This window comes from Spirillospora sp. NPDC047418, from assembly GCF_040643275.1.
GTDB lineage: Bacteria > Actinomycetota > Actinomycetes > Streptosporangiales > Streptosporangiaceae > Spirillospora.
The window spans coordinates 13,120-35,208 of the sequence record NZ_JBEYTW010000072.1 but is presented as its reverse complement, the minus strand read 5'-3'; the positions used below and the strand labels follow the sequence as shown (position 1 = coordinate 35,208).

Here is a 22,089-nt window from a genome sequence, read left to right as displayed (position 1 = left end):
GCATTCACAGAGTGACTGCACGGTCACTCTGCGAGGATGACGCGTGGTCCGGATCACTGTCGCCATTCGGGGGGCTTCATGGCCGCACGCACGCACGTTCCGATCCTGGTGCCCGGCTGCCTGCTGGCCGCGGCGCTGGCCGCCGGCTGCTCCGGCAGCGGCGCGCCCGCCGAGGCGGCGAAGGCCGGCGGGGCGCCCGCGCTGAGCAAGGCGCAGGCACAGCAGGTGCTCACGTCCTACGCCGCGGCCGCGAACCGCGCGGGCAAGCGGCTCAGCGGCAGGCAGCTGCGCGCGGTCGAGGCCGACCCGCAGCTGTCCATGGACGTGGCCGCGCTGAAACTCCGCCGGAGCATCCGCAAGCGCCCGGCGAAGCTGGCCTTCTCGCACACCACGCTCTACATCCCGCGCCTGACCGGCTACCCGCACTGGTTCGCGGCCGACACCGTCACGGGCGCGGGCGACCGGGCGCTGCGGCACGCGCTGCTGTTCACGCAGGCCAAGGCGGGGGCGCCGTGGCTGCTGACCGCCGACCCGTTCCCGTCCGCACCGTCGCTCGGCACGATCGCCCTCGACCCGGACGGGTTCGCCACGCCCGTCGACCCCGCGGCGAAGGACCTCGCGGTCGCCCCCGGCAAACTGCCGCAGGCGCACGCCGCGCTGCTCACCGACGGGCCCGGCGCGTCCGGCGCCAAACTGCTCGCGGACGGGGCGAAGACCAACGAGACCTACAAGGCGCTCAAGCAGGGCGAGCAGACCCTCGCGCGGCGCGGCGTGACGCTGTCCTCCCGCTTCTCCCCCGCCTCCTACCGGACCTACGCGCTCCGCACCAAGGACCGCGGAGCGGTCGTCTGGTATGTCCTGAAGCAGAATGAGGCGTATTCGGCCGCGAAACGGGGCAGGTTGGCGGTGAGCGGGGATCTTGTCGGGCTCGCCCCGGCCAAGGCCGCCAGGACGCGCATGGACACCACCGTCCTCGTGCAGTACCTGGCCACCGTTCCGCCCAAGGGCCGCGCCACGGTCAGCGGCATGTACCGCAAGGCCGTCTCGGCGCACGGCTCCTGATCTCCGTCGGGTGCCGGGCGTTCCCGCTCTTCTGACCGCTGCAGCGAAACCGCCCGGCACCCGACGGTGCTTATTTGCTTTTCGTGGTGGCCGGGGTGGGTGCGTCCTGAGGCTTTACACTGGCGCGGCAAGTCTGACAATTCGTCCGCCGGGGTGAGTCGTGCGCCGTGCGCTTTGTGTGGCCGCTCTGCTGGGCGCGCTTGTCGGGTGTTCCTCGTCTGGGGCGGACGGGGGAGGGCGGGCGGACGAACCTCGCGGTACGCCTGCCGTTGCCGCTGATGAGTCGGTCAGAGTTCTTCGGGAGTGGACGGAGCGGCATAACGCGGCCATCACGTCGGGGGACGTGGGGCTTTGGCGTACGGCCGTTGTGGGGGCGTTGGAGGCTCCGGTCAGTGCTCGGGTGCGCACCTATGGGAAGTTGCCCGCGTCGGCGGAGATATCGCTGTTGAATCCCGTGTTCTACGTGCCTCGGTTGGACGGTTTTCCCAAGTGGTTCGGGGTTGCGGGGCTTGAGCGGTCGGGGGGTAAGGACCAGCAGGTTCTCGGGGTGTTCGTGAAGAGCGGAGAGAAGGACGGGTGGCGCGCTGCCCATTGGCTGACGTTTCAGGGGCAGCCGCCGCAGCTCGCCTATGACTCGCAGGGGTATGCGATTCCGGGGCCCGATCGCGGACTTCCCGCGGCACACGCCGAGTATCTGGCGAGTGGTGATGAGAGTGCCATTGTGCCGGACACCTACTCCAGGAACGCCCGTTCGAGGAAGGTCGGTGACTGGACGGGTGGGCCTGCGACGTTCACTCCCGGGCCTGGGGTGTCGTATGCCCTGCGCACTCAGGACGGCGGTTCGCTGGTCTGGTACGGAGTGAAGCAGGAGCAGCCCCTGAGCGGTGGCGAGGCGTCCACGTTGCCCGCTGAAGTGCGCGACTACCTGGCCAAGGACGGCGACGAGCCGGGCAAGACGGTCGATACCTCCTGGCAATGGCTGGCCATCGGCTACGCCCCGGCTTCCGGCAAGGGGCGCGTGCTGGGCGAGTCGGTTTCGCTGGCGTCCGCTCGCTGAGAAGCGCGTGGCGCCCGTCCCGGGAGCGGGACGGGCGCCAGTGGCCTCTTACGCTTCGGCCGTGGGCAGCGAGCTGGCCGTGACCAGGGTGCGGATCGCGCCCAGGGCCACCGAGAGGGTGGCCAGGTCGAAGCTGTCACTCTCCCAGATCTCGCTCAGCGTCTGCTGGGCGCGCTGGACGGCCGGCTTGTTCTTGTCCGCCCAGAGGATCATGCGCTCCTCGGGGCGTCCGCCGGGCTCGCTGGTGATCAGGACGTCCCGGGTGAGCGCCGAGTGCGCCGCGTACAGGTCGTCGCGGAGCGCGGAGCGCGCCAGCGTGCGCCACTTGTCGTCGCGGGGCAGCGCGATGATGCGTTCCCGCAGCCGGGACAGCTGGAGGCGGTCGGCCAGGTCGAAGTAGACCTCGGCGACCTCCTCCACCGGGCGGCCCGTGTCGTGCGCGACGCCGACCAGGTCGAACGTGGAGTAGGCCGGGACGAACGCGGCGCACTGCTCGGCCAGCTCGTCCGGCACGCCGAGTTCGGCGAACCCGTCGCGGCGCTGCTCGAACGCGGCCAGGTCGAGGCCGACGAGCAGCTTCGACGCCTGCGCGCCGAGGGTCGCGGCGCCGCCGCTGAAGAAGTCGATGCTCTCCCTTATGTCGAACGGGGGCCGCCGGTTGTGCAGCAGCCAGCGGGCGGCGCGCTCGGTCAGCTTCCGCGCCTCCAGCAGCATCGCGATCTGCGTCGACTCCTCCACCTGGTGGGACAGGCCCTCCACCGCGGCCCAGAAGCGCGGCATCTGGAACACGTCGCGGGCGACGAGGTAGGCGCGGGAGATGTCGGACGCCGACGCGCCCGTCTCCTCGTTCATCCGGAACACGAACGTGGAGCCGCTCGCGTTGACCACGTCGTTCACCACGGCCGTGGCGATGATCTCGCGGCGCAGGGCGTGCCGGTCCATGTAGGTGCGGAACCGCTCGCGCAGCGGGCTCGGGAAGTAGTCGACCAGCCACGACTCCAGGTAGGGGTCGTCGGGAAGGTCGGAGGCGACGATCTCGGCGTCCAGCGCGAGCTTGGCGTAGGCGAGCAGGACGGAGAACTCCGGGCCGGTCAGCCCGAGCCCGGACTGCCGCCGCTCCGCGAGCGCCTTGTCGTCCGGCAGGAACTCCAGGTGCCGGCTGAGCCGCCCGTCGCGCTCCAGCTTGCGCATGTACCGGGCGTGGACGTGCAGCATCGAGGGCGCCTGCGCGCGGGACGCGGCGAGCACCACGTTCTGCGCGTAGTTGTCGCGCAGGACGAGCCGCCCGACCTCGTCGGTCATCTCGTAGAGCAGGCCCTCGCGCTGCTTGCCGGTCAGCTCGCCGTCCCGCACGACCTGGTCGAGCAGGATCTTGATGTTGACCTCGTGGTCGGAGGTGTCGACGCCGGCGGAGTTGTCGATGAAGTCGGTGTTGATGATGCCGCCGCCGCGCGCGAACTCGATGCGGCCGAGCTGGGTCACGCCGAGGTTGCCGCCCTCGCCGACGACCTTGCAGCGCAGGTCGGCGCCGTCCACCCGGACCGGATCGTTGGCCTTGTCGCCGACCTCGGCGTTGTTCTCCAGCGACGACTTGATGTAGGTGCCGATGCCGCCGTTCCAGAGCAGGTCCACGGGCGCCTTGAGGACGGCCCGGATCAGCTCGTACGGGGTCAGCGCCTTCACGCCGTCCGCGATGCCGAGCGCGGCCCGGATCTGCGGGGTGACCTGGATCGACTTGGCGGTGCGGGGGAAGATCCCGCCGCCCTTGGAGATCAGCGCGGTGTCGTAGTCGGCCCAGCTGCTGCGCGGCAGCTCGAACAGGCGGCGGCGCTCGGCGAACGACGCGGCGGCGTCCGGGTCGGGGTCGATGAAGACGTGCCGGTGGTCGAACGCGGCGACCAGCCGGATGTGCTCCGACAGCAGCATCCCGTTGCCGAACACGTCCCCGGACATGTCGCCGATGCCGACGGCGGTGAAGTCCTCGTTCTGGACGTCCTTGCCGAGCGCCCGGAAGTGGTACTTCACCGACTCCCAGCCGCCGCGGGCGGTGATGCCCATCGCCTTGTGGTCGTAGCCGACGGACCCGCCGGACGCGAACGCGTCGCCGAGCCAGAACCCGTACTCGGCGGCGACGCCGTTGGCGATGTCGGAGAACGTCGCGGTGCCCTTGTCGGCGGCGACGACCATGTAGGTGTCGTCGCCGTCGTGGCGGACGACGTTCGGCGGCGGGACGACCTTGCCGTCCACGAGGTTGTCGGTCAGGTCGAGCAGGCCGGAGATGAAGTCCTTGTAGCAGGCGATGCCGGCCTTCTGCCACGCCTCCCGGTCGGCGGCCGGGTCGGGGAGCTGCTTGCCGACGAAGCCGCCCTTCGCGCCCGCCGGGACGATGACGGTGTTCTTCACCGCCTGCGCCTTGACCAGGCCGAGGATCTCGGTGCGGAAGTCCTCGCGCCGGTCCGACCAGCGGAGCCCGCCGCGCGCCACCGACCCGAACCGCAGGTGCACGCCCTCGACCTCCGGCGAGTACACGAAGATCTCGTACACGGGACGCGGCTGCGGCAGGTCCGGGATGCGCGCCGGGTCGAACTTCATCGCCAGGTACGGCTTGCCCTGGTAGTGGTTCGTGCGCAGCGTCGCCTGGACGAGCGCCAGGTAGGCGCGGAGGATGCGGTCCTCGTCGAGGCTGGCGACGTCGTCGAGCTTGCCCTGGAGCTCCTCGGTGATGCCGGCGCTGCGCTCCTCCTCGCCGCCCTGCAGGGACGGGTCGAGGCGGGACTCCCACAGCCGGACGACCAGCCGGGTGATGGAGGCGTTGCGCAGCAGCACCTGCTCCACGTACCGCTTGGAGAACGCCATGCCGGTCTGCCGCAGGTACATGGCGTAGGCGCGCAGGATCATCGCCTCGCGCCAGTTCAGCCCGACGTGCAGGACGAGCGCGTTGAACCCGTCGTTCTCGATCTCGCCGCGCCACAGCGCCGTGAACGCGTCCTGGAAGAGGTCCTTGATGGCCTCCTCGGCGACGTCCGCCGGCGGGACGTACCGCAGCCCGAGGTCGTAGATCCAGAACCGGCGGTCGTCGGAGGTGCGGATCTCGTACGGGCGCTCGTCTATCACCTCGACGCCCATGTTCTGCAGCAGCGGCAGCACCCGGGACAGCGAGATCGGCTCGCCCAGCCGGTAGATCTTCAGCCGCCGCTCGCCCGGCTCGGCGCTGAACGGCTCGTACAGGTTGATGGAGGTGTCGCCGTCCGCGCCGAGCTCGTCGAGGCGGCGCAGGTCGGCGACGGCGGTGCGGGCGGGGAAGTCGGCCTTGTAGCCCTCGGGGAACGCCTCCCCGAACGCGCGGCCGAGCGTCCCGGAACGTTCCTCTCCGCACTGCTCGACGACCGCGTCGGCGAGGTCGTCCTCCCAGGAGCGGGTGGCGTTCGCGAGCCGCTCCTCCAGTTCGGCGACGTCCACGTTCGGCAGCGGGCGGCCGCGCTCGCCGCGGACGACGACGTGCAGCCGCGCGAGCAGCGACTCGGTCACGTTCGCGCTGTAGTCGACGCTGACGCCCTCGAACGCCTGCTTCAGCAGGTCCTGGATGCGGAGCCTGACCTTGGTGGTGTAGCGGTCGCGCGGCAGGTACACCATGCACGACATGAAGCGGCCGTACAGGTCCTTGCGGAGGAACAGCTTCAGCTGGCGGCGCTCCCGCAGCCGCAGCACGCCGAGCGAGATCTTCAGCAGGTCGTCGACGGAGATCTGGAACAGCTCGTCGCGCGGGTAGCTCTCCAGCACCTCGACGAGGTCCTGGCCGTCGTAGCTGTCGCGGGTGAACCCGGCGAGTTCCAGCACCTCGTCCAGCTTGCGCTTCAGGACGGGCACGTGCGCGATCGACTCGCTGTAGGCGACGTGCGTGAACAGGCCGAGGAAGCGGCGCTCGCCGACGACCTCGCCGGCGTCGCCGAACTTCTTCACCCCGATGTAGTCGAGGTACAGGGGCCGGTGGACGGTGGAGCGCGAGTTCGCCTTCGTCAGCACCAGCAGGTGCTTCTCCGTCGCCCGCTCGCGGACCTCGGGCGGCAGCGCGGCGAAGCTGTCGGACTCGCGCTTGTCGCTGCGCAGCAGGCCGAGGCCCGTGCCCGGCTCGGGCCGCAGCGCCGTGCCGTCGCCGGTGAGCGTGTAGTCGCGGTAGCCGAGGAAGGTGAAGTGCCCGTCGCGCAGCCAGTCGAGCAGCTCGACGCCCTCGGCGAGCTCCTTGTCCGGCAGCGGGGGCCGCTTCTCCTTGATCGCGGCGGCGATCTCGCCGGCGCGGGCGCGCATCTTGGCCTCGTCCTCGAAGGCGACCCGGACGTCCTGCAGGACGCGGAGCAGGTCGCTCTCCAGCGCGTCGAGGACGGCGCGGTCGCTGGTGCGGTCCACCTCGATGTGGATCCAGGACTCGTCGACGTCGGCGTCGCTGTCCAGCTTATGGCGGAACGCCTTCAGGTGGCCGGCGACGTCGCGGTCGACGCCGAGCAGCGGGTGGACGATCAGGTGCGTGGTCAGCTGGTGCCGGGTCAGCTCCATCGTCACCGAGTCGACCAGGAACGGCATGTCGTCGGTGACGACCTGGACGACGGTGTGGCCGGGGTCCCAGCCGCACTCCTCCACCGTCGGCGTGAAGACGCGCACCTTCGCCCGCCCCTGCGGGCGCTCCTCGCCGAGGACCCGGTGCGCCATCGCCGGGCCGCCGATGTCGGCCGGGTCGCGCGCCAGCAGGTCCTCGTGGGCGACCTGCCGGTAGTAGAGGCGGAGGTAGTCGACGACCTCCGCCACGTCCCCGTCGCGCGCCCCCGGGCGCTGCGCGCACGTCTCAGCGGCCCGCCGGAGCAGGTCGTCCTTCGCTTGATCGAGCATGCCGCTCATCAACAACTCCCCTTGAGACCCTTCGCCACCTCGTTGTGGCGCCGCTCACTTCACGAGCGTAGCCAGGAATCACCGCAAAGCCGACCTGCCGAGCAGCAAGCCCAACGTGGCCTACGCCACCCTGCCGGCCCACCCCTGCCAGGGCGGCCGGCCACTGCGACCGGTTCCCATGCCCGTCGTATCAGAACGGGGACGTCAGCCGCTGTTCACCTGGCCGGTGCCCGGCCCCGGAGTGCCGGACGGATCGGGCGGGTCCGGCGGGTCCGGCGTGGGATCGGTGGGCTCGACCGGCGGCGGCGACGACTTCGTGGGCGTGGTCGCCGTCGGCGTATCCGGCTGCGTCGGGCTGCCGGACGGCGTCGGGGTCTCGGACGGCGACGGGGACCCGGTCGGGCTCTGCGTGTACGCCGGGCCCGTCGTCCGCTGCTCCGGCCGGTGCGTCGTCGGCGGCGCCATGCTCGGCATCACGCTGCTCGACCCGGGCGGCGCGCTCGGGTCGCTGACCTTCTGCCCGGCCTTGCCGTTGTCGCCGGAACCGAGCATCAGCACGGACGAGACCACCACGATCGCGACGAACAGCGCGGCGGCGCCCGCGAGCGCGGCGGAACGTCCGGAACCGGCGAGCGCGTGCCGCAGCCCGCCGCGGCCGTCCGGGCCGCCCTGCTCCCCCACCGTGACGAGGTCGGGCGGCAGCGTACTGTCGGCGCCCCACCCGGCCGGTGCGGGCAGCCGCTCGTCCTCGCGGGCGGCCGGGTCGGTCTCCACCGGCGCGCCCGCGTCCTGGAACACGGCGGCCGGGATCTCCGAGCCGTCGAACTCGCCGGCGGCGTCATCGTCGTCGAAGACCGGGTCGTCGCCGAACACCGGGTCCGGGTCGAACAGCTCGTCGTCGGCCTCGGCGGCGCGCACGGACCCGGCCGCGAGCATCGCGGTCTCGTCGGTGCCGCTGGACCGCGGCGCGGGGCGTCCCGCGCTCTCCTCGTGCCCGAGCAGCCGCATCAGCACCTGCCGCGCGCCGGGCCGCAGCTCCGGGTCCTTCTCCAGGCAGTCGAGCACCAGTTCGCGCAGCGCCCCGCCGAGGTCGCCGAGGTCGGGCTCCTCGTGCAGGATCCGGTTGATCACGGCGGGGATGGTGTCCTGCCCGAACGGGGGCTCCCCGGTCGCGGCGAACACCAGCGTCGCCGCCCAGCAGAACACGTCCGCGGGCGTGCCGACCTCGTCGCCGCTGATCTGCTCGGGCGCCATGTAGGACGGGGTGCCGATCACCCGGCTGGTGAGCGTGGTCGCGCCGCTGATCGCGCGGGCGACGCCGAAGTCGATGACGCGCGGGCCGTCCGGGCCGATCAGCACGTTGTGCGGCTTGAAGTCGCGGTGGACGATCTTGGCCTGGTGGATGGCCGCGAGCGCCGTCGCGGTGCCGACGGCGAGCCGGTCCAGCGCCGCGCCGTCGAGCGGGCCCGCGTCCAGGACCTGCTGGTTCAGCGACGGGCCCGGCACGTACTCGCTGACGATGTAGGGGCGGTCGCCGTCCGCGTCCGCGTCGATCACCTGGGCCGTGCAGAACGGCGCGACCTGCTTGGCGACCTCCAGCTCCCGCAGGAACCGGGCGCGCGCCCGCTCGTCGGAGGTCAGCTCGGCGTGCAGCAGCTTGATCGCGACCTGCCGGCCGTCCTCGTCCACGCCGAGGAACACCGTGCCCTGACCGCCCTCGCCCACCCTGCCGATCAGGGCGTACGACCCCAGCCGATCCGGGTCACCGGATCGCAGCGCCCCAACCTCCATGCGTGGAACCGTCCCTCTCCTCGATCGACGGGCCGCCTGATTCCGGGCCCGGATCACCCTCCGACTGTGTGACGCCCGACCCCCGAGGGAAGTTCACCCGATCCGGCGGGGTACCACCCTAATGGCGTCACTTCCCACAGCGATACCGCCGCGCACGATGTCACACAAGCGAGACTGGGGGCATGTCAACGCTCGACGGGCGCCGCGTCCACACGCGCGCCGACCTCATGGCCGAGCACGGGCTCGGGCGCAGCACGCTGGAGAAGTGGTACCGCGAACGCGCGTCCAACGGCCATCCCGAACCGGCCGGGACGGTCGGCTCCCAGCTCGCCTGGGACGCCGGCGAGTGGGACCGCTGGTACGCCGCGCACCGCCTCCGCGACGTCCCGCCGGGCCTCGCGACGCGCGACGAGCTGGCGGCCCGGCACGGCGTCAGCCGCCACCGCCTCAAGCAGCTGTGGGCGGACCGGGCCGCCAACGGCCATCCCGACGTCGCCCACCGGTCCGGCAAGGCCATGTACTGGGACGAGGCCGCCTGGACGTCCTGGTACCGCGGCCTCGGTGACCGTCCCGCCGCCGAAGACCCCGACGACCTCGTCACGCTGGCGGACGCGGCCCGCATCCTCGGCCTCGCCCAGACGAGCGTCACCGTGTACGCCGGGCGCCCGCCCGCCGGCTGGCCGGAACCGGCCCAGGTGGAGCCGCTGCGCGGCGGCCGCGTCCGCCGCCTCTACCGCCGCCGCGACATCCTCGCCTACGCCGCCTCCCGCACCCGCTGATCTTCCACATTCTCGGTACGCTGAGGATATCTCGCCCGTATGATGTCACCGTCTGTCGCTACGAGGGAGCTCAGTGTCATGGCAGTTGCGGCCGTCGCGCGTTACACGCTGTCGGACACCCCGTATGCCCTGTGGGTGCGGGGAGAACTCGCCGACGCGATCGGCCTCCCGAAGGACGGCAGCCGGGTCGAGGTCGTCGGAGGAGAAATCGTCGTGTCCCCCAGTCCAACGCTGGACCACAACTACATCCTGGACGACATCCACGATGCGCTGCACGACGCACGGACCGCCGACCCCGCCTTCCCTTGGACAGCGGCGCGTACGAGTGACCTGAACCTGGTTCCCGCCGAGCAAGGCTGCGTTCCCGACCTCAACATCCTCGACAGGGAGACACGTCTGGACACTCGGCGCCGCAAGGCCAAGCGGCTGCTGCCGAACGAGGTCGAAGCGGTCATCGAGGTCACCTCGCCGTCCAACGCGAAAGACGACCGGCCACCGAAGCTCCTGCACGATGCCACCACGAAGTGGAGCGGCTATGCCCGTTCCGGCATCCCGTTCTACCTGCTCATCGACCGTGACCCGCGCATGCCCGGGGTCACCCTCTACGGTGAGCCGGACCTACGGGCGGGCACGTACGAGGTCCTGCAGACCTGGAAGTTCGGTGACGTCGTCCGGCTCCCAGAGCCGCTCGGCTTCGAGATCAGCACGGAACTCTGGGAGCCCTGGAACGAGTGATCGCTACGGGGTGAAGTGGGTGAGGACCTCGGGGTTGGCCATGGAGTCGCGGTTGGCGGCCCGGTCGACCGGGGTGCCCTGGAGGATCTTGCGGACGGGGACCTCCAGCTTCTTGCCCGACAGTGTGCGCGGGATGCCGGGGACGGCGGTGATCTCGTCCGGGACGTGCCGGGGCGACAGCGACGACCGGATCTCACGCCGGAGGTTCTGCACCAGTTCATCGGTGAGGTCCGCGCCCTCGGCGAGCTGTACGTACAGGAGCAGCCGGCCCTCTTGCCCGAGGCGGCCGGTGTCGATGACGAGGCTGTCGGCGATCTCCTCGAACGCCTCGACGACCCGGTAGAAGTCGGACGTGCCCATGCGGACGCCGCCGCGGTTGAGGGTGGAGTCGGAGCGGCCGTAGATGACGCAGCCGCCGCCCGGCAGGATCTTTATCCAGTCGCCGTGCCGCCACACGCCGGGGTACATGTCGAAGTAGGAGTCGCGGTAGCGGTTGCCGTTCTCGTCGTTCCAGAAGTACACCGGCATGGACGGCATCGGTTCGGTGATGACGAGTTCGCCGACCTCGTCCACGACCGGTTTGCCGTCCTCGGCGAACGCCTCGACCTTGGCGCCGAGGCCGCGGCACTGGATGACCCCGGCGCGCAGCGGAAGCAGTGGCGACGGGCCGACGAAGCCGGTGCACAGGTCGGTTCCGCCGGAGAAGGAGCCGAGCAGCAGGTCCTTGCCGACAGCGTCGTAGACCCACGCGAAGCCCTCGGGCGGGAGCGGCGAGCCGGTGGAGCCGATGCCGCGCAGCCCGGACAGGTCGTGCTCCTCGCCGGGGCGGCGGCCCTCCTTCGCGGACGCCGTGATGTAGGGCGCACCCACACCCATGTAGGTGACGCCGTTCTCGGCGGCCAGCGACCACAGGTCGAGCGGGGCGCCGTCGTACATGACGATGGTGGAGCCCACCAGGAGGCCGCCGATGAGGTAGTTCCACATCATCCAGCCGGTGGTGGTGAACCAGAAGAAGACGTCCTCGGGGCCGAGGTCCTGGTGGAACGACAGGGCCTTGAGGTGTTCGAGGACCACACCGCCGTGCCCGTGGACGATCGGCTTGGGCAGACCCGTCGTCCCGGACGAGTAGACGACCCACAGGGGGTGGTCGAACGGGACGTCCTCGAACTCCAGCGCGTCGCAGTCGGGCCGGGGCAGTTCGCCGTAGTGCATGCCCACCCGCAGCCCGTCGGGCGTCGCGGCCGGGTCGAGGTACGGGATCAGGACGGTCGCGGCCAGGCTGGGCAGCGCCGCCTCGATCTCGCCGACGATCTCGCGCCGGTCGAACCGCTTGCCGTTGTAGGCGTAGCCGTCCACGGCGATCAGGACCTTCGGCTCGATCTGCGCGAACCGGTCGATGACCGAGGACGATCCGAAGTCGGGCGAGCACGACGACCAGATCGCGCCGAGCGACGCCGCCGCCAGGAAGCAGATCAGCGCCTCGGGGATGTTCGGGACGTAGGCGGCGACCCGGTCGCCCCTGCCGACGCCCAGGTCGGCGAGGCCCGCGCGGACCTCCGCCACGTGCAGCGCCAGCTCCCGGTAGGTCAGCACCCGGTGCCCGCCGGCCTCCGACCGGAAGATCACCGCCGTCTCGTCCGGGGTCTCGCCGGCCCGCCGCAGCGCGTTCGCGGCGTAGTTGACGGTCGCGCCGGGGAACCACCTGAGGCCGTCCACCGGCATGGGGCCGCCCGTCCGGACGGGGCCGTCACCGCGCTCGCCGACGACGCCGAAGTACGACCAGATCGCGTCCCAGAACGCGTCAACCTCCGTGACCGACCAGTTCCAGAGCTCGTCGTAGGACTCCGCGCGGACGCCCCGCTCCCACAGCCAGTGGACGAACCGGGTCGCCCGCGCGTCCGCGACGACCTCCTCCGACGGCTCCCACAGCGCCGAACCCTCGGAAACCCCACCGGCCATCTCGTTCCCTCCCCTGCCGCGCCACGGCGCGCGGCCATCCCAATATCGGCCCGGCCCCGCACACCGCGCAACCTGCCCGTTCCACCCGCCGCTACGCGTTCGGCGCCCCGCCCTATCCCAGGCGAAGGCCCACCCGGGGGCAACCGCCGCCGGCCACACATCAACTGCCTCTCCTATGCCCGCCGACCACACAAACCGGTTATCCACAGAACCGAATTCCAGTTCCGGTGGTCTCCGGGGCGCCGGAGACTGGAGGGCACCTACACGAGGAGGGAGCAGGCCCATCAATGCGAAACCACGACCGATGCCCGGTCTGCACAGCGTCCAACGCGCACCCGACGCGGCGCGCCGCACGCCCGACGCGGTGCACCGCACGTCCAGCGCAGTGCACCGCACGTCCAGCGCGGTGCGCCGCACGCCCGACGCGGTGCGCCGCATCGCCGCCCGGCGGGGATCAGAGACGGGTGAGGTCGGCCACGGCGGTGACCACGGCGTTGGTATCGGCGAGCGTGGCGAGGACGGTCTCGGCGCCGGCGGCGCGGAGTTCGGCCTCGGTGGCGCTGCCGGTGGCGACCGCGATGATCGGGGAGCCGGCGATGTGGGCCGCCTGGATGTCGCGGGGCGAGTCGGCGATGTACACGGTCGCGGCCTCGGGGTAGCTCGTCCCGTGCCGGTCGCCGGCGCGGGTGCGGGCCAGTTCGAGGAGGGCGGCCTTGCTGTAGACGCCGTTCTCGTAGCCGCCCGCGCCCAGGTCGAGGCGGTTCGCGAGGCCCAACTCCCGGACCTTCAGCACGGCGTTCGGCTGGATGGATCCAGTCAGCACGGACTGCACCACGCCGGGGACGTGCGCGAGCGCCTCGACGGCCTCCCCGGCACCGGCCAGGACCCGCCCGTGGGCGCGCAGGTCGGCGCGCCGGGACGCGAACGCCTCCGCGAGCGCGTCGAAGAACGCGGGCAGGTGGTCATCGGTGGTGACGACGTCGTTGAACGCCAGCGTCTCGAAGATGATCTCGGACTCGGTGCGCCCGGGGGTGGGCGCGAGCCGGACGAGCGGCCGCCCGATCGTGCGCTGGAACGCCTCGGCGTAGGCGTCCCGGGTGACCCGCCCGACGTCGACCAGGGTGTGATCGATGTTCCACAGCACCAGACGGTTCAGCGTCGACATCCCGTTCCCATGCGCGGTCGGAGGAGCGTGGGCGGGCGCGCGGACCCGGCACTCGCCACGGTGAGCGACCTTATCGTCCGACCTCCACGCCCCCACCGCAACCGCCCGTGCACGCCGAAACCCGAGCACCCACCCCCCAACCCCCGAAGCAACACCTCACCCCCGCCCACAACCGGCTGGGCGCGCGGGCCGGTCGCCTTCGTGACCGGGCGGATACGCCGCCACGGCTGCCCGCACGCGGCCGTGGCCGGCGGTGCGGAGAAAGGCGGCAACGAACCATGCGTCATGACCGACCGACCTCCTTGGGGCGTGCCCGGCGGGCGGCGTCAGGGGCCCATGTGGGGGTAGCGGTAGTCCGTCGGCGGGACGAAGGTCTCCTTGATGGAGCGGACGCTCGTCCAGCGGGTGAGGTTGAAGATGGAGCCGGCCTTGTCGTTGGTGCCGGAGGCGCGGGCACCGCCGAACGGCTGCTGGCCCACGATCGAACCGGTCGGCTTGTCGTTGATGTAGAAGTTCCCGGCGGCGAACCGGAGCTTCTCGGTGGCCTCGGCGGCAGCCGCACGGTCCTCGGCGATGATCGCGCCGGTGAGACCGTACTCGGAGACGCCCTCCATCTGGGTGAGGACGGTGTCGTAGTCGCCGTCGTCGTAGACGTGCACGCCGAGGATCGGGCCGAAGTACTCGCGGGTGAAGATCTCGTCGGTCGGGTCCGACGACTCCAGGACGGTCGGGCGGACGAAGTAGCCGCGCGAGTCGTCCAGTTCCCCGCCGGTCAGGATCTTCATGGTGTCGATGCCGCGGGCGCGTTCGATCGCCGCGCGGTGCTTGGCGAACGCGCGGTCATCGATGACGGCGCCCATGAACACGGACAGGTCCTCGGCGACGTTGCCCATGGTGAGGGCCTCGGTCTCGGCGCAGAAGTCGTCCCGTATGCGGTCCCAGACGGAACGCGGGATGTACGCGCGGGACGCGGCGGAGCACTTCTGCCCCTGGTACTCGAACGCGCCGCGGACGAGCGCCGTCTTCAGCACGGCGGGGTCGGCGGACGGGTGCGCGACCACGAAGTCCTTGCCGCCGGTCTCGCCGACGATCCGCGGGTAGCCCTTGTAGCCGGAGATGTTCTCGCCGATCGTCCGCCAGAGGGCCTGGAACGTGGCGACCGACCCGGTGAAGTGCAGCCCGGCGAGGTCGGGGTGCCGCAGCGCCACATTGGACACCGCCCGCCCGTTCCCGGTCACCATGTTGATCACACCGGGCGGCAGCCCGGCGGCCTCCAGCAGCCGCATCGTGAAGTGCGCGGCGAGCTGCTGCGTCGGGGACGGCTTCCAGACCACGACGTTGCCCATCAAGGCGGCCGAGGTCGGCAGGTTCCCGGCGATCGCGCTGAAGTTGAACGGGGTGATGGCGAGGACGAAGCCCTCCAGCGGCCGGTACTCCAGCCGGTTCCACACGCCCGGCGGCGACAGCGGCTGCTGCTCGTGGATCCGCCGCGCGTACCCGACGTTGAACCGCCAGAAGTCGATCAGCTCGCAGGCGGCGTCGATCTCGGCCTGCTGCACCGACTTGGACTGGCCGAGGATCGTGGCGGCGTTCAGCGTGGCCCGCCACGGCCCGGCGAGCAGCTCGGCGGCGCGCAGGAAGATCGCGGCGCGGTCGTCGAACGCCATGGACCGCCACGCGGGCGCGGCCTCCTCCGCCGCGATGACGGCCTCGGCGACGTCCGCCTCGGTGGCGTCGCCCATGCGCCCGAGGACGTGCGCGCGGTTGTGCGGCTCCACCACGTCGATGGGGGTGCCCGCGCCCATGCGCCGCTCCCCGGCGATCGTCATCGCCAACTCGGTCTGCGTCCCGCCGAGCTCCTTGATCCGCGCTTCCAGCGCGGCCCGCTCCGCACTGCCCGGCGCATACCCCTTGACGGGCTCGTTCACCGGTATCGGCACGTTCGTGACGGCGTCCATCCCACGGCTCCCTGCGCTCCGACAACGTTGTCGACCTGCCGGGCACCTACCCGCCACAACCGAAATATCGACTCGCCCAAGCAGACGCCCGAGACGGCGGGTCAGGGAAGGAGGTCGGGGAGTTCCTGGGTGGCGTACCAGAGGAGGTCGTGGCCCTCCGCGCCGTCCACGGTGAAGCGGGCGTCTTCGTCGCCGGTGTCGGCGGCGGTGAGGGCTTCGACCGCGGCGGTTATGTCGGGGACGGCGCCGGGGTCGTCTACGTGGCCTGAGGCGATCTTCTTCCACGGGATGGTCGTGGAGAGTTCGACCAGGGCGCGGTCGCCGTTGCCCAGGTCCGTGTTGGACCAGGTGATGGCGGTGTCGGGCACCTCGGCGGCCAGGACGACGCGGCGGCGCGCGGCGGACGGGTCGGCGGCGAGGAGGCGGAGGGAGGCGCGGGCGGCGGCGGTCATCGCCGCGTACTCCAGCTCCTCCAGGTCGCCGCTCGCGTACCACTCGCGGAGCGCGGGCGTGACCGCGTGGGCGGCGAGCGGCGCGGGGCCGACCTCCCGCGCGGCGTGGACGCCGGCGAGAAGCGGCAGCGTGGACGGCAGATAGACGCGCATGACGGTCAGCAGTCTGCCAGACCGTCAGGGCAGGAGGTTCAGGACGCGCAGTTCGGCGATCGTGGTGTCGGGGGCGGTGTGGTGGATGCCGCGGATGCCGAGGGCCTCGGCGGCCCGGATGTTGTGCTCGATGTCGTCGATGAAGACGCATTCGGCGGCGTCCAGGCCGAGGAGGTCCAGGGCGTGCCTGAAGATGCGCTCGTCGGGCTTGCGCATGCCGACCTCGGCGGAGATCACGACGGCGTCGAACAGGTCGGCGAACAGGTCGCGCGGGTAGTCGTTGCCCCACGAGTTGGACAGCAGCGCGGTGCGGGTCCCGGCGGCGCGGGCGGCGCGGAGCGCGGCGTACATCGGCTCTACCGGGGCGAACGCGCCGAACATGCGGGCGATGAGGCCGGCGGCCTCGACCGGGCCGCCGTCCACGGTGAGCAGTTCGCCGGCGAGGAGGCGCTCGAACTCGGCGACGGCGAGGGAGCCGTCCTCCAGCCCGTGGATCGGGTTCGTCCCGGCGCCGTCGTAGGCCTGCTTCACCCAGGCGCGCATGACGTTCTTGTAGTGCTCGGCGTCGATGCGGTCGGCGGCGAGCCAGACGGCGATGGCGTCGGCGAGGGGGGACGTCAGCACGCCGCCCCAGTCGGTGATGACGGCTTTGACCGGTCGTTCGGAGGGCACGGCCCGATGGTAGGCGATCCCGGCCCCATCGACCGAATCTCGTTCTGCCAGAATGCGCGCATGGACTTCGAACTCAGCCCGAAGGCACGCGAGTACCAGGAACGCCTCCAGGAGTTCATGGACGGGTTCGTCTACCCGGCGGAACCGGTGTACGCGGCATGGCGGGCGGAGAACGACCCGCACGCGCTGCCGCCGGTCGTCGAGGAGTTGAAGGCGGAGGCGCGCAGGCGCGGGCTGTGGAACCTCTTCCTGCCGGACGTGTCCGGGCTGACGAACCTGGAGTACGCGACGCTCGCGGAGCTGACCGGCCGGTCGCCCGACCTCGCGCCGGAGGCGGTCAACTGCGCCGCGCCCGACACCGGGAACATGGAAGTACTGCACATGTTCGGGACGGACGAGCAGAAGCGGCAGTGGCTGGAGCCGCTGCTGAACGGCGAGATCCGCAGCGCGTTCGCGATGACCGAGCCCGAGGTCGCCTCGTCCGACGCCACCAACATCACGACCTCGATCGTCCGGGACGGCGACGAGTACGTGATCAACGGCCGCAAGTGGTTCATCACCGGCGCCGCCGACGAGCGCTGCAAGATCTTCATCGTGATGGGCAAGACGGACCCGGACGGGCCCGTCCACCGGCAGCAGTCGCAGGTGCTGGTGCCCCGCGACGCCCCGGGGCTGACGATCGTCCGGCATCTGCCGGTGTTCGGCTACCAGGACCAGCACGGCCACTCGGAGATCCTGTTCGAGGACGTCCGGGTGCCGGTGTCCAACCTGATCGCCGCGGAGGGCGACGGGTTCATGATCGCGCAGGCGCGGCTCGGGCCCGGCCGCATCCACCACGCCATGCGGGCGCTCGGCATGGCCGAGCGGGCGCTGGAGCTGATGTGCCGGCGCGCCGTCGAGCGGGTCGCGTTCGGCGGCCCGCTCGCCAAGCAGGGCGTGGTCCGGCAGCAGATAGCCGAGTCGCGGATGGCGATCGAGCAGGCCCGGCTGCTCACGCTGAAGACCGCCTGGCTGATCGACGGGCACGGGTCGAAGGGCGCCCGGTCCGAGATCGCCGCGATCAAGGTGGTCGTGCCGCGGATCACCCACGAGGTGCTCGACCGCGCGATCCAGATCCACGGCGGCGCCGGGGTATCCGACGACACGCCGCTCGCCGCGATGTACAGCTGGGTCCGCGCCATGCGGATCTTCGACGGTCCGGACGAGGTACACGTCCGCACCGTCGCCCGCCAGGAACTGCGCCGCTACGAGCACTGATCCCGCCCCAGCAGGACGTGTCCGTGACCACGCGATCGATGCGCAGACGATCGCATGGTCACGGATCCCCCAATCGGCCGACGTCTCCCCCGCCGATCCGCCTCCCCGATCCGCCCCCCGGTCCGCCGGCCCCCTCACCCCACGGCCTCCGGACTAACGCCCAACCGGCCTAGTGCGATGTCCACGGACGCCGACCGGGCTACCACATAGTTGATCTGCGGCGTGTTGTTGCTTTCCACGCGCTCATAACAACAACACGCCGCAGATCAACGCACCCGGCGAACCTTGGTGGACACCGCACCGGGCAGCCGACCCCCGGCCCCCTCTCCCCGGTTCAACCGCCTGCGCGGCCCGTCGCCGGTTCCCTCTCTGATTCACCGGCCTACACGGCCGATCCCCGGTCCCTCTCCCCGGTTCGATCGCCTGCGGGGTCGGTCGTCGGGCCCCTCTTCCTGGTTCGACCGTTTACGCGGCCGGTTTCCGGGGCCCCCCGGGTGCCGGCTCTGCGCGGCCGGGTTCCGGGTTCTTCGTTCGGGGGTATTGGGGCCCGTACGGGCGGTTTTCGGTCGGTGGTTCTTCGGGTCGGGGCCTGTGTGGGCGGTTCCCTCGCCGGGCGCTGGGGGTGCGTGGTTGGTCGGTGGACTCGGCCGCCGGGGGGCGGGCCCTGCACGGCCCGTTCCCGGTCTCCTCTTTTTCGATGCACCGGGCCTGCGCGCGGGTGGCTGGTCGGTGTCCAGTTCGGTCGTGGTCAGGCTGAGCGCAGCCGTTGCAGGGCCTCCCGGACGCCGCCGTCCGCCTCCTCCAGCACGGTCGTCGCGCGTGCCGCGGGCACCTCGCCGAGCAGCGAGACCAGCGCGACGCGGGTGTTCCCCCCCGCCTCGGTGAGCGCGTTCTCGCAGGTCCGGGTGTCCATGCCCGTCGCCTCCGTGAGGATGCGCACCAGCCGGGCGCGCAGCTTGGAGTTCAGCGCGTTGACGCTGACCATCAGGTTGGAGTAGGTGCGGCCCATCCTGATCATCAGCGTGGTGGAGAAGGAGTTGAGCACGAGCTTGGTCGCCGTGCCCGCCTTCATCCGGGTGGATCCGCTGATCACTTCGGGGCCGGTGGCGAGGCCGATGTGCACCTCCACCTCGTCCCCGTAGGGGGTGTGCGGGTTGCAGCTGATCAGCGCGGTGCGCGCCCCGACCGCGGCGGCGGCGCGCAGCGCCCCCACCACGTACGGGGTGCGCCCGCTCGCCGCGATGCCGATCGCGACGTCGCCGGGCCGGACGTCGCGGGCGTCGCGGCGGCCGAGCTCGACGTCGTCCTCCACGTCGGAGACCGCCTGGGACAGCGCGCCCGGCCCGCCGGCGTGGTGGGCGACCACCCGGCCCCAGATGCCGAACGTCGGCGGCAGTTCGGCGGCGTCCAGCACCGCGAGCCGGCCGGACGTGCCGGCGCCGAAGTAGTGCACGCGGCCGCCCGCGCGCAGCGACGCGACGGCGAGGTCCACCAGCCGGGCGATCTCCGGCAGGACGGTGGCGACGACCATCGGCACGGCCGCGTCCTCGGAGTTGATCAGTCGCAGCACCTCCATGGTCGGCAGCGTGTCGACGTCGAGGGTCCGGGGGTTCCGGCCCTCGGTGGGGAGCTCGCAATCGATCACCGACGCCTCCGGTCGGGTCGCACGGTCCGTCCGCGGACCGCCTCGAATGTGGCTTCCAGGGCCTTGCGGGTCGGCCCGTAGGTGCGCTGCGCCACTCCGACGAAGAGGCAGTCGACCACGGTGAGCTGCGCCAGCCGGCTGGCGGTGGCGCCGGAGCGGAAGGTCGTCTCCCGCGCGGCCGTCGTCAGGATCAGGTCGGCCGCCTCCGCGATGGGGGACTTCGGGAAGTTGGTGAGCGCCACGGTCTTGGCGCCCCGGGTCTTCGCGACCTCCAGCGCGTCGATGGTCTCCACCGTCGCGCCGGTGTGCGAGATGCCGATCGCGACGTCGCCGCTGCCGAGGACGGCGGCGCTGGTGAGCATGATGTGCGCGTCCGCCCAGGCCGAGCACACCCGGCCGATGCGGTGCAGCTTCTGCTGGAAGTCGGCCGCGACGAACGCGCTCGCGCCGACGCCGTACACGTCGACCCGCTCGGCGGCGACGACCGCGTCCACGACCTGTTCCAGCATCTTGATGTCGAGCTGCGCGGCGGTCTCCTCGACGGCCCGCGCGTCGGCGAAGGTGACCTTCTCGACGATCTGCTCCAGCGAGTCGTCGGGGCTGATGTCGCTGCCGATGACGCGGCCGCCGGACGCGCTCTGCGCCCGTCCGGCCTCGGTCGCGAGGGTGAGCCGCAGCTCGGGGTAGCCGTGGAAGCCGATCGCGCGGCAGAACCTGATGACGGTGGTCTCGGACGTGCCGCAGGCCTGGGCGAGCTCGGTGATGGTGGAGTTGGCGACCCCTTCGGGGTCGTCGATGACGCGTTGCGCGACTCGTCGCTCGGCGGGGGGCAGCGAGGGCAGCAGCGAGCGGACCCGCACCACGGTGCTCAGCGGTGTGGTGTCCCTGCCGGACGCCGCCGATTCCGGTGGTGCGCCGTGCTCCCCCGTGATCCCCCGCTCGGGGCCCTGGTCGGGGCCGATGGGTTTCCTCATGGAGGAAATTTTCTTACGCACAGGATGTCACGTCAACGGTAGAAAAGGCTACGGTCGCCATGTGTTGACCCATTTGGCCGGTCCTTACGTGGTCGGTATCGACGCGGGTGGCACGAAGACCCGCTGCGTCGTGCTGACGCTAGGGGGTGCCCTGGCCGGTTCCGGCACCGGCCCGGGGGCCAACCCCAACTCCGGAGGCGACACCGCGGGGGCGCTGACCACCGCCCTGCGGGAAGCGCTCGGGGACCTGGACCGAACCCTGATCCTCACCGGCGTGTTCGGCATCGCCGGCGCCGGCTCGGCCGGCCGGCCCGCCGCCGTCACGGCGGCGCGGCAGGCCTGGCAGGCCGTCGGGCTGCGCGGCTCGCCCGCGGTGGTGACCGATATCGCGGTGGCGTTCGCCGCCGGGACCAGCGAGCCCAAGGGCATCGTGGTGTTCTCCGGCACGGGCGCCGGCGCGGCGGTCATCAGCGACGGGACGATCGTGCAGCGCGCGGACGGCTACGGCTGGCTCGTCGGGGACGAGGGTTCGGCGGTCTGGCTCGGGAAGGAGGCCGTCCGCGCGGCGCTCGCCGCCTACGACGGCCGCGGCTCCCCGACGCTGCTCACCGATTCGGTTCCCCGCGCGCTCCTCGGCCCCACCGTGGTCGCGGAGATCGACGGGGAGCGGCGAAGACCCCGACGTCCGAGGGCGCTGGCCATGGCCGGCGCCCCCTTGACGTCTTCGGGGTCGTCGCCGGGCGTCTCCGTGCTGCCGCACGCCGCCACCCTCGCCTCCGGAGGGGCACCCCCGGCGGGGGCCGGGACGGGAACCGCCGTCCTGCTCCCCGGCGACCGCTATCCCCCGTCCGGGTCCAGTCCGCCGCCCGGCGGCGGCACCGGCTCGCACGGCCCGCCGGGCCCGCCGGGCCACGCCGGGCATACCGGGCCGCCGGGCTCGCTGGGGCCGCCGGGACACCCGGCGGCCCCCGGTTCGCCGGGGCATCCCGAACTGCCCGGAACGCCGCCCAACCCGCGGCTCGCCCAGGCGATCATCAAGGAGGTGTACGGCCGCCCGCCCGCCGCCCTCGGCCGGCTCGGGCCGGTGGTCGCCGCCGCCGCGGCCGCCGGCGATCCCGTGGCCCGGCGCATCACCGAGGAGGCCGCGCAGTGGCTGCTGCGCGACGTCGACGCGGTGCGCCCGGCCCTGTCCGACCCCCGCGCACCGGTCGTCATGCACGGCTCGGTGCTCCGTGAAGGCCCCGTCGCCGAGGCCGTCCGCACCGGGCTGCGCGACCGCTTCGCCGAGGCGCCGCGCCGCGCCGGCGACGGAGCCGTCGGCGCGGCCGGGATGGCGCTGCGCCGCCTCGGCCATCCCCTGCCCGGCTGAGCCGCCCCGCCCGCGCGCGGCGCAGGCCACCGGAGGACGGCACCGCGGCCGTCCGGTTCATCGCGATGGACCCCACAGATTTCGCAATCGCTTGCGAGTCCGGGGTCCATCGTGATTAAGCTGTGACCACGGTGGCGCCAGAGCCGTCAGAGCGGTCCCGTTGGGGCCGTGTCCGGCGGG

General features: G+C 71.9%; 15 protein-coding genes. 6 read left to right on the top strand and 9 right to left on the bottom strand.

The genetic code is table 11. The features are described 5' to 3' along the window. Positions 1 to 78 precede the first annotated feature (78 nt). Positions 79 to 1,062, top strand: coding sequence for a DUF8094 domain-containing protein (locus ABZ806_RS32935; protein WP_500221357.1), 984 nt, complete (start codon positions 79 to 81; stop codon positions 1,060 to 1,062). 160 nt (positions 1,063 to 1,222) lie between these two features. Further along, the gene (locus ABZ806_RS32930) at positions 1,223 to 2,119 is read left to right on the top strand and encodes a DUF8094 domain-containing protein (RefSeq protein WP_500221356.1); all 897 of its coding nucleotides are present in this window, start codon (positions 1,223 to 1,225) and stop codon (positions 2,117 to 2,119) included. Positions 2,120 to 2,167: 48 nt separating this feature from the next. Here the strand turns inward: ABZ806_RS32930 and ABZ806_RS32925 are convergent, their stop codons facing one another. Together ABZ806_RS32925 and ABZ806_RS32920 are read right to left on the bottom strand one after the other, a co-directional pair. Continuing rightward, positions 2,168 to 7,009 (bottom strand): NAD-glutamate dehydrogenase, encoded by a 4,842-nt coding sequence (locus tag ABZ806_RS32925; RefSeq protein ID WP_500221355.1) that lies wholly within the window; start codon positions 7,007 to 7,009, stop codon positions 2,168 to 2,170. A 195-nt stretch (positions 7,010 to 7,204) separates the two neighbouring features. After that, positions 7,205 to 8,791, bottom strand: coding sequence for a serine/threonine-protein kinase (locus tag ABZ806_RS32920; RefSeq protein WP_500221354.1), 1,587 nt, complete (start codon positions 8,789 to 8,791; stop codon positions 7,205 to 7,207). 182 nt (positions 8,792 to 8,973) lie between these two features. Here ABZ806_RS32920 and ABZ806_RS32915 point away from each other — a divergent pair, with 182 nt between their 5' ends. After that, complete coding sequence (locus tag ABZ806_RS32915) at positions 8,974 to 9,570, top strand: hypothetical protein (RefSeq protein ID WP_500221353.1); 597 nt, start codon at positions 8,974 to 8,976, stop codon at positions 9,568 to 9,570. A 78-nt stretch (positions 9,571 to 9,648) separates the two neighbouring features. Then, positions 9,649 to 10,305, top strand: a complete 657-nt coding sequence (locus tag ABZ806_RS32910; RefSeq protein ID WP_500221352.1) for a Uma2 family endonuclease — start codon at positions 9,649 to 9,651, stop codon at positions 10,303 to 10,305. A 3-nt stretch (positions 10,306 to 10,308) separates the two neighbouring features. On the opposite strand, the gene ABZ806_RS32905 is transcribed toward ABZ806_RS32910, so the two are convergent. From ABZ806_RS32905 to ABZ806_RS32885, 5 genes are all read right to left on the bottom strand, one after another. Beyond that, positions 10,309 to 12,264 carry an acetoacetate--CoA ligase gene (locus tag ABZ806_RS32905; protein WP_500221351.1) on the bottom strand — a complete coding sequence of 652 codons (1,956 nt, stop codon included), beginning with the start codon at positions 12,262 to 12,264 and terminating at the stop codon, positions 10,309 to 10,311. 454 nt (positions 12,265 to 12,718) lie between these two features. Next, on the bottom strand, positions 12,719 to 13,429 hold the full coding sequence (locus tag ABZ806_RS32900) for an HAD family hydrolase (protein WP_500221350.1): 711 nt from the start codon (positions 13,427 to 13,429) through the stop codon (positions 12,719 to 12,721). Positions 13,430 to 13,755: 326 nt separating this feature from the next. After that, positions 13,756 to 15,387: an L-glutamate gamma-semialdehyde dehydrogenase gene (gene pruA, locus ABZ806_RS32895; RefSeq protein ID WP_500221349.1), complete on the bottom strand. Its 1,632-nt coding sequence runs from the start codon at positions 15,385 to 15,387 to the stop codon at positions 13,756 to 13,758. Positions 15,388 to 15,488: 101 nt separating this feature from the next. Further along, positions 15,489 to 15,992 (bottom strand): DUF6912 family protein, encoded by a 504-nt coding sequence (locus ABZ806_RS32890; protein ID WP_500221348.1) that lies wholly within the window; start codon positions 15,990 to 15,992, stop codon positions 15,489 to 15,491. Between the two features lie 24 nt (positions 15,993 to 16,016). After that, positions 16,017 to 16,664: an HAD family hydrolase gene (locus ABZ806_RS32885; protein ID WP_500221347.1), complete on the bottom strand. Its 648-nt coding sequence runs from the start codon at positions 16,662 to 16,664 to the stop codon at positions 16,017 to 16,019. 60 nt (positions 16,665 to 16,724) lie between these two features. Here ABZ806_RS32885 and ABZ806_RS32880 point away from each other — a divergent pair, with 60 nt between their 5' ends. Then, positions 16,725 to 17,921: an acyl-CoA dehydrogenase family protein gene (locus ABZ806_RS32880; RefSeq protein WP_500221346.1), complete on the top strand. Its 1,197-nt coding sequence runs from the start codon at positions 16,725 to 16,727 to the stop codon at positions 17,919 to 17,921. Positions 17,922 to 18,669: 748 nt separating this feature from the next. On the opposite strand, the gene ABZ806_RS32875 is transcribed toward ABZ806_RS32880, so the two are convergent. Continuing rightward, a complete protein-coding gene (locus ABZ806_RS32875) occupies positions 18,670 to 19,566 on the bottom strand; it encodes an N-acetylmuramic acid 6-phosphate etherase (protein ID WP_500221345.1) in 897 nt (298 codons plus the stop codon). Beyond that, positions 19,563 to 20,540: a MurR/RpiR family transcriptional regulator gene (locus tag ABZ806_RS32870; protein WP_500221344.1), complete on the bottom strand. Its 978-nt coding sequence runs from the start codon at positions 20,538 to 20,540 to the stop codon at positions 19,563 to 19,565. Before ABZ806_RS32870 ends, ABZ806_RS32875 begins: the two co-directional genes overlap by 4 nt. Positions 20,541 to 20,601: 61 nt before the next feature. On the opposite strand from ABZ806_RS32870, the gene ABZ806_RS32865 reads away from it, so the two are divergent. After that, the gene (locus ABZ806_RS32865; RefSeq protein ID WP_500221343.1) at positions 20,602 to 21,909 is read left to right on the top strand and encodes an N-acetylglucosamine kinase; all 1,308 of its coding nucleotides are present in this window, start codon (positions 20,602 to 20,604) and stop codon (positions 21,907 to 21,909) included. Positions 21,910 to 22,089: the final 180 nt, after the last annotated feature.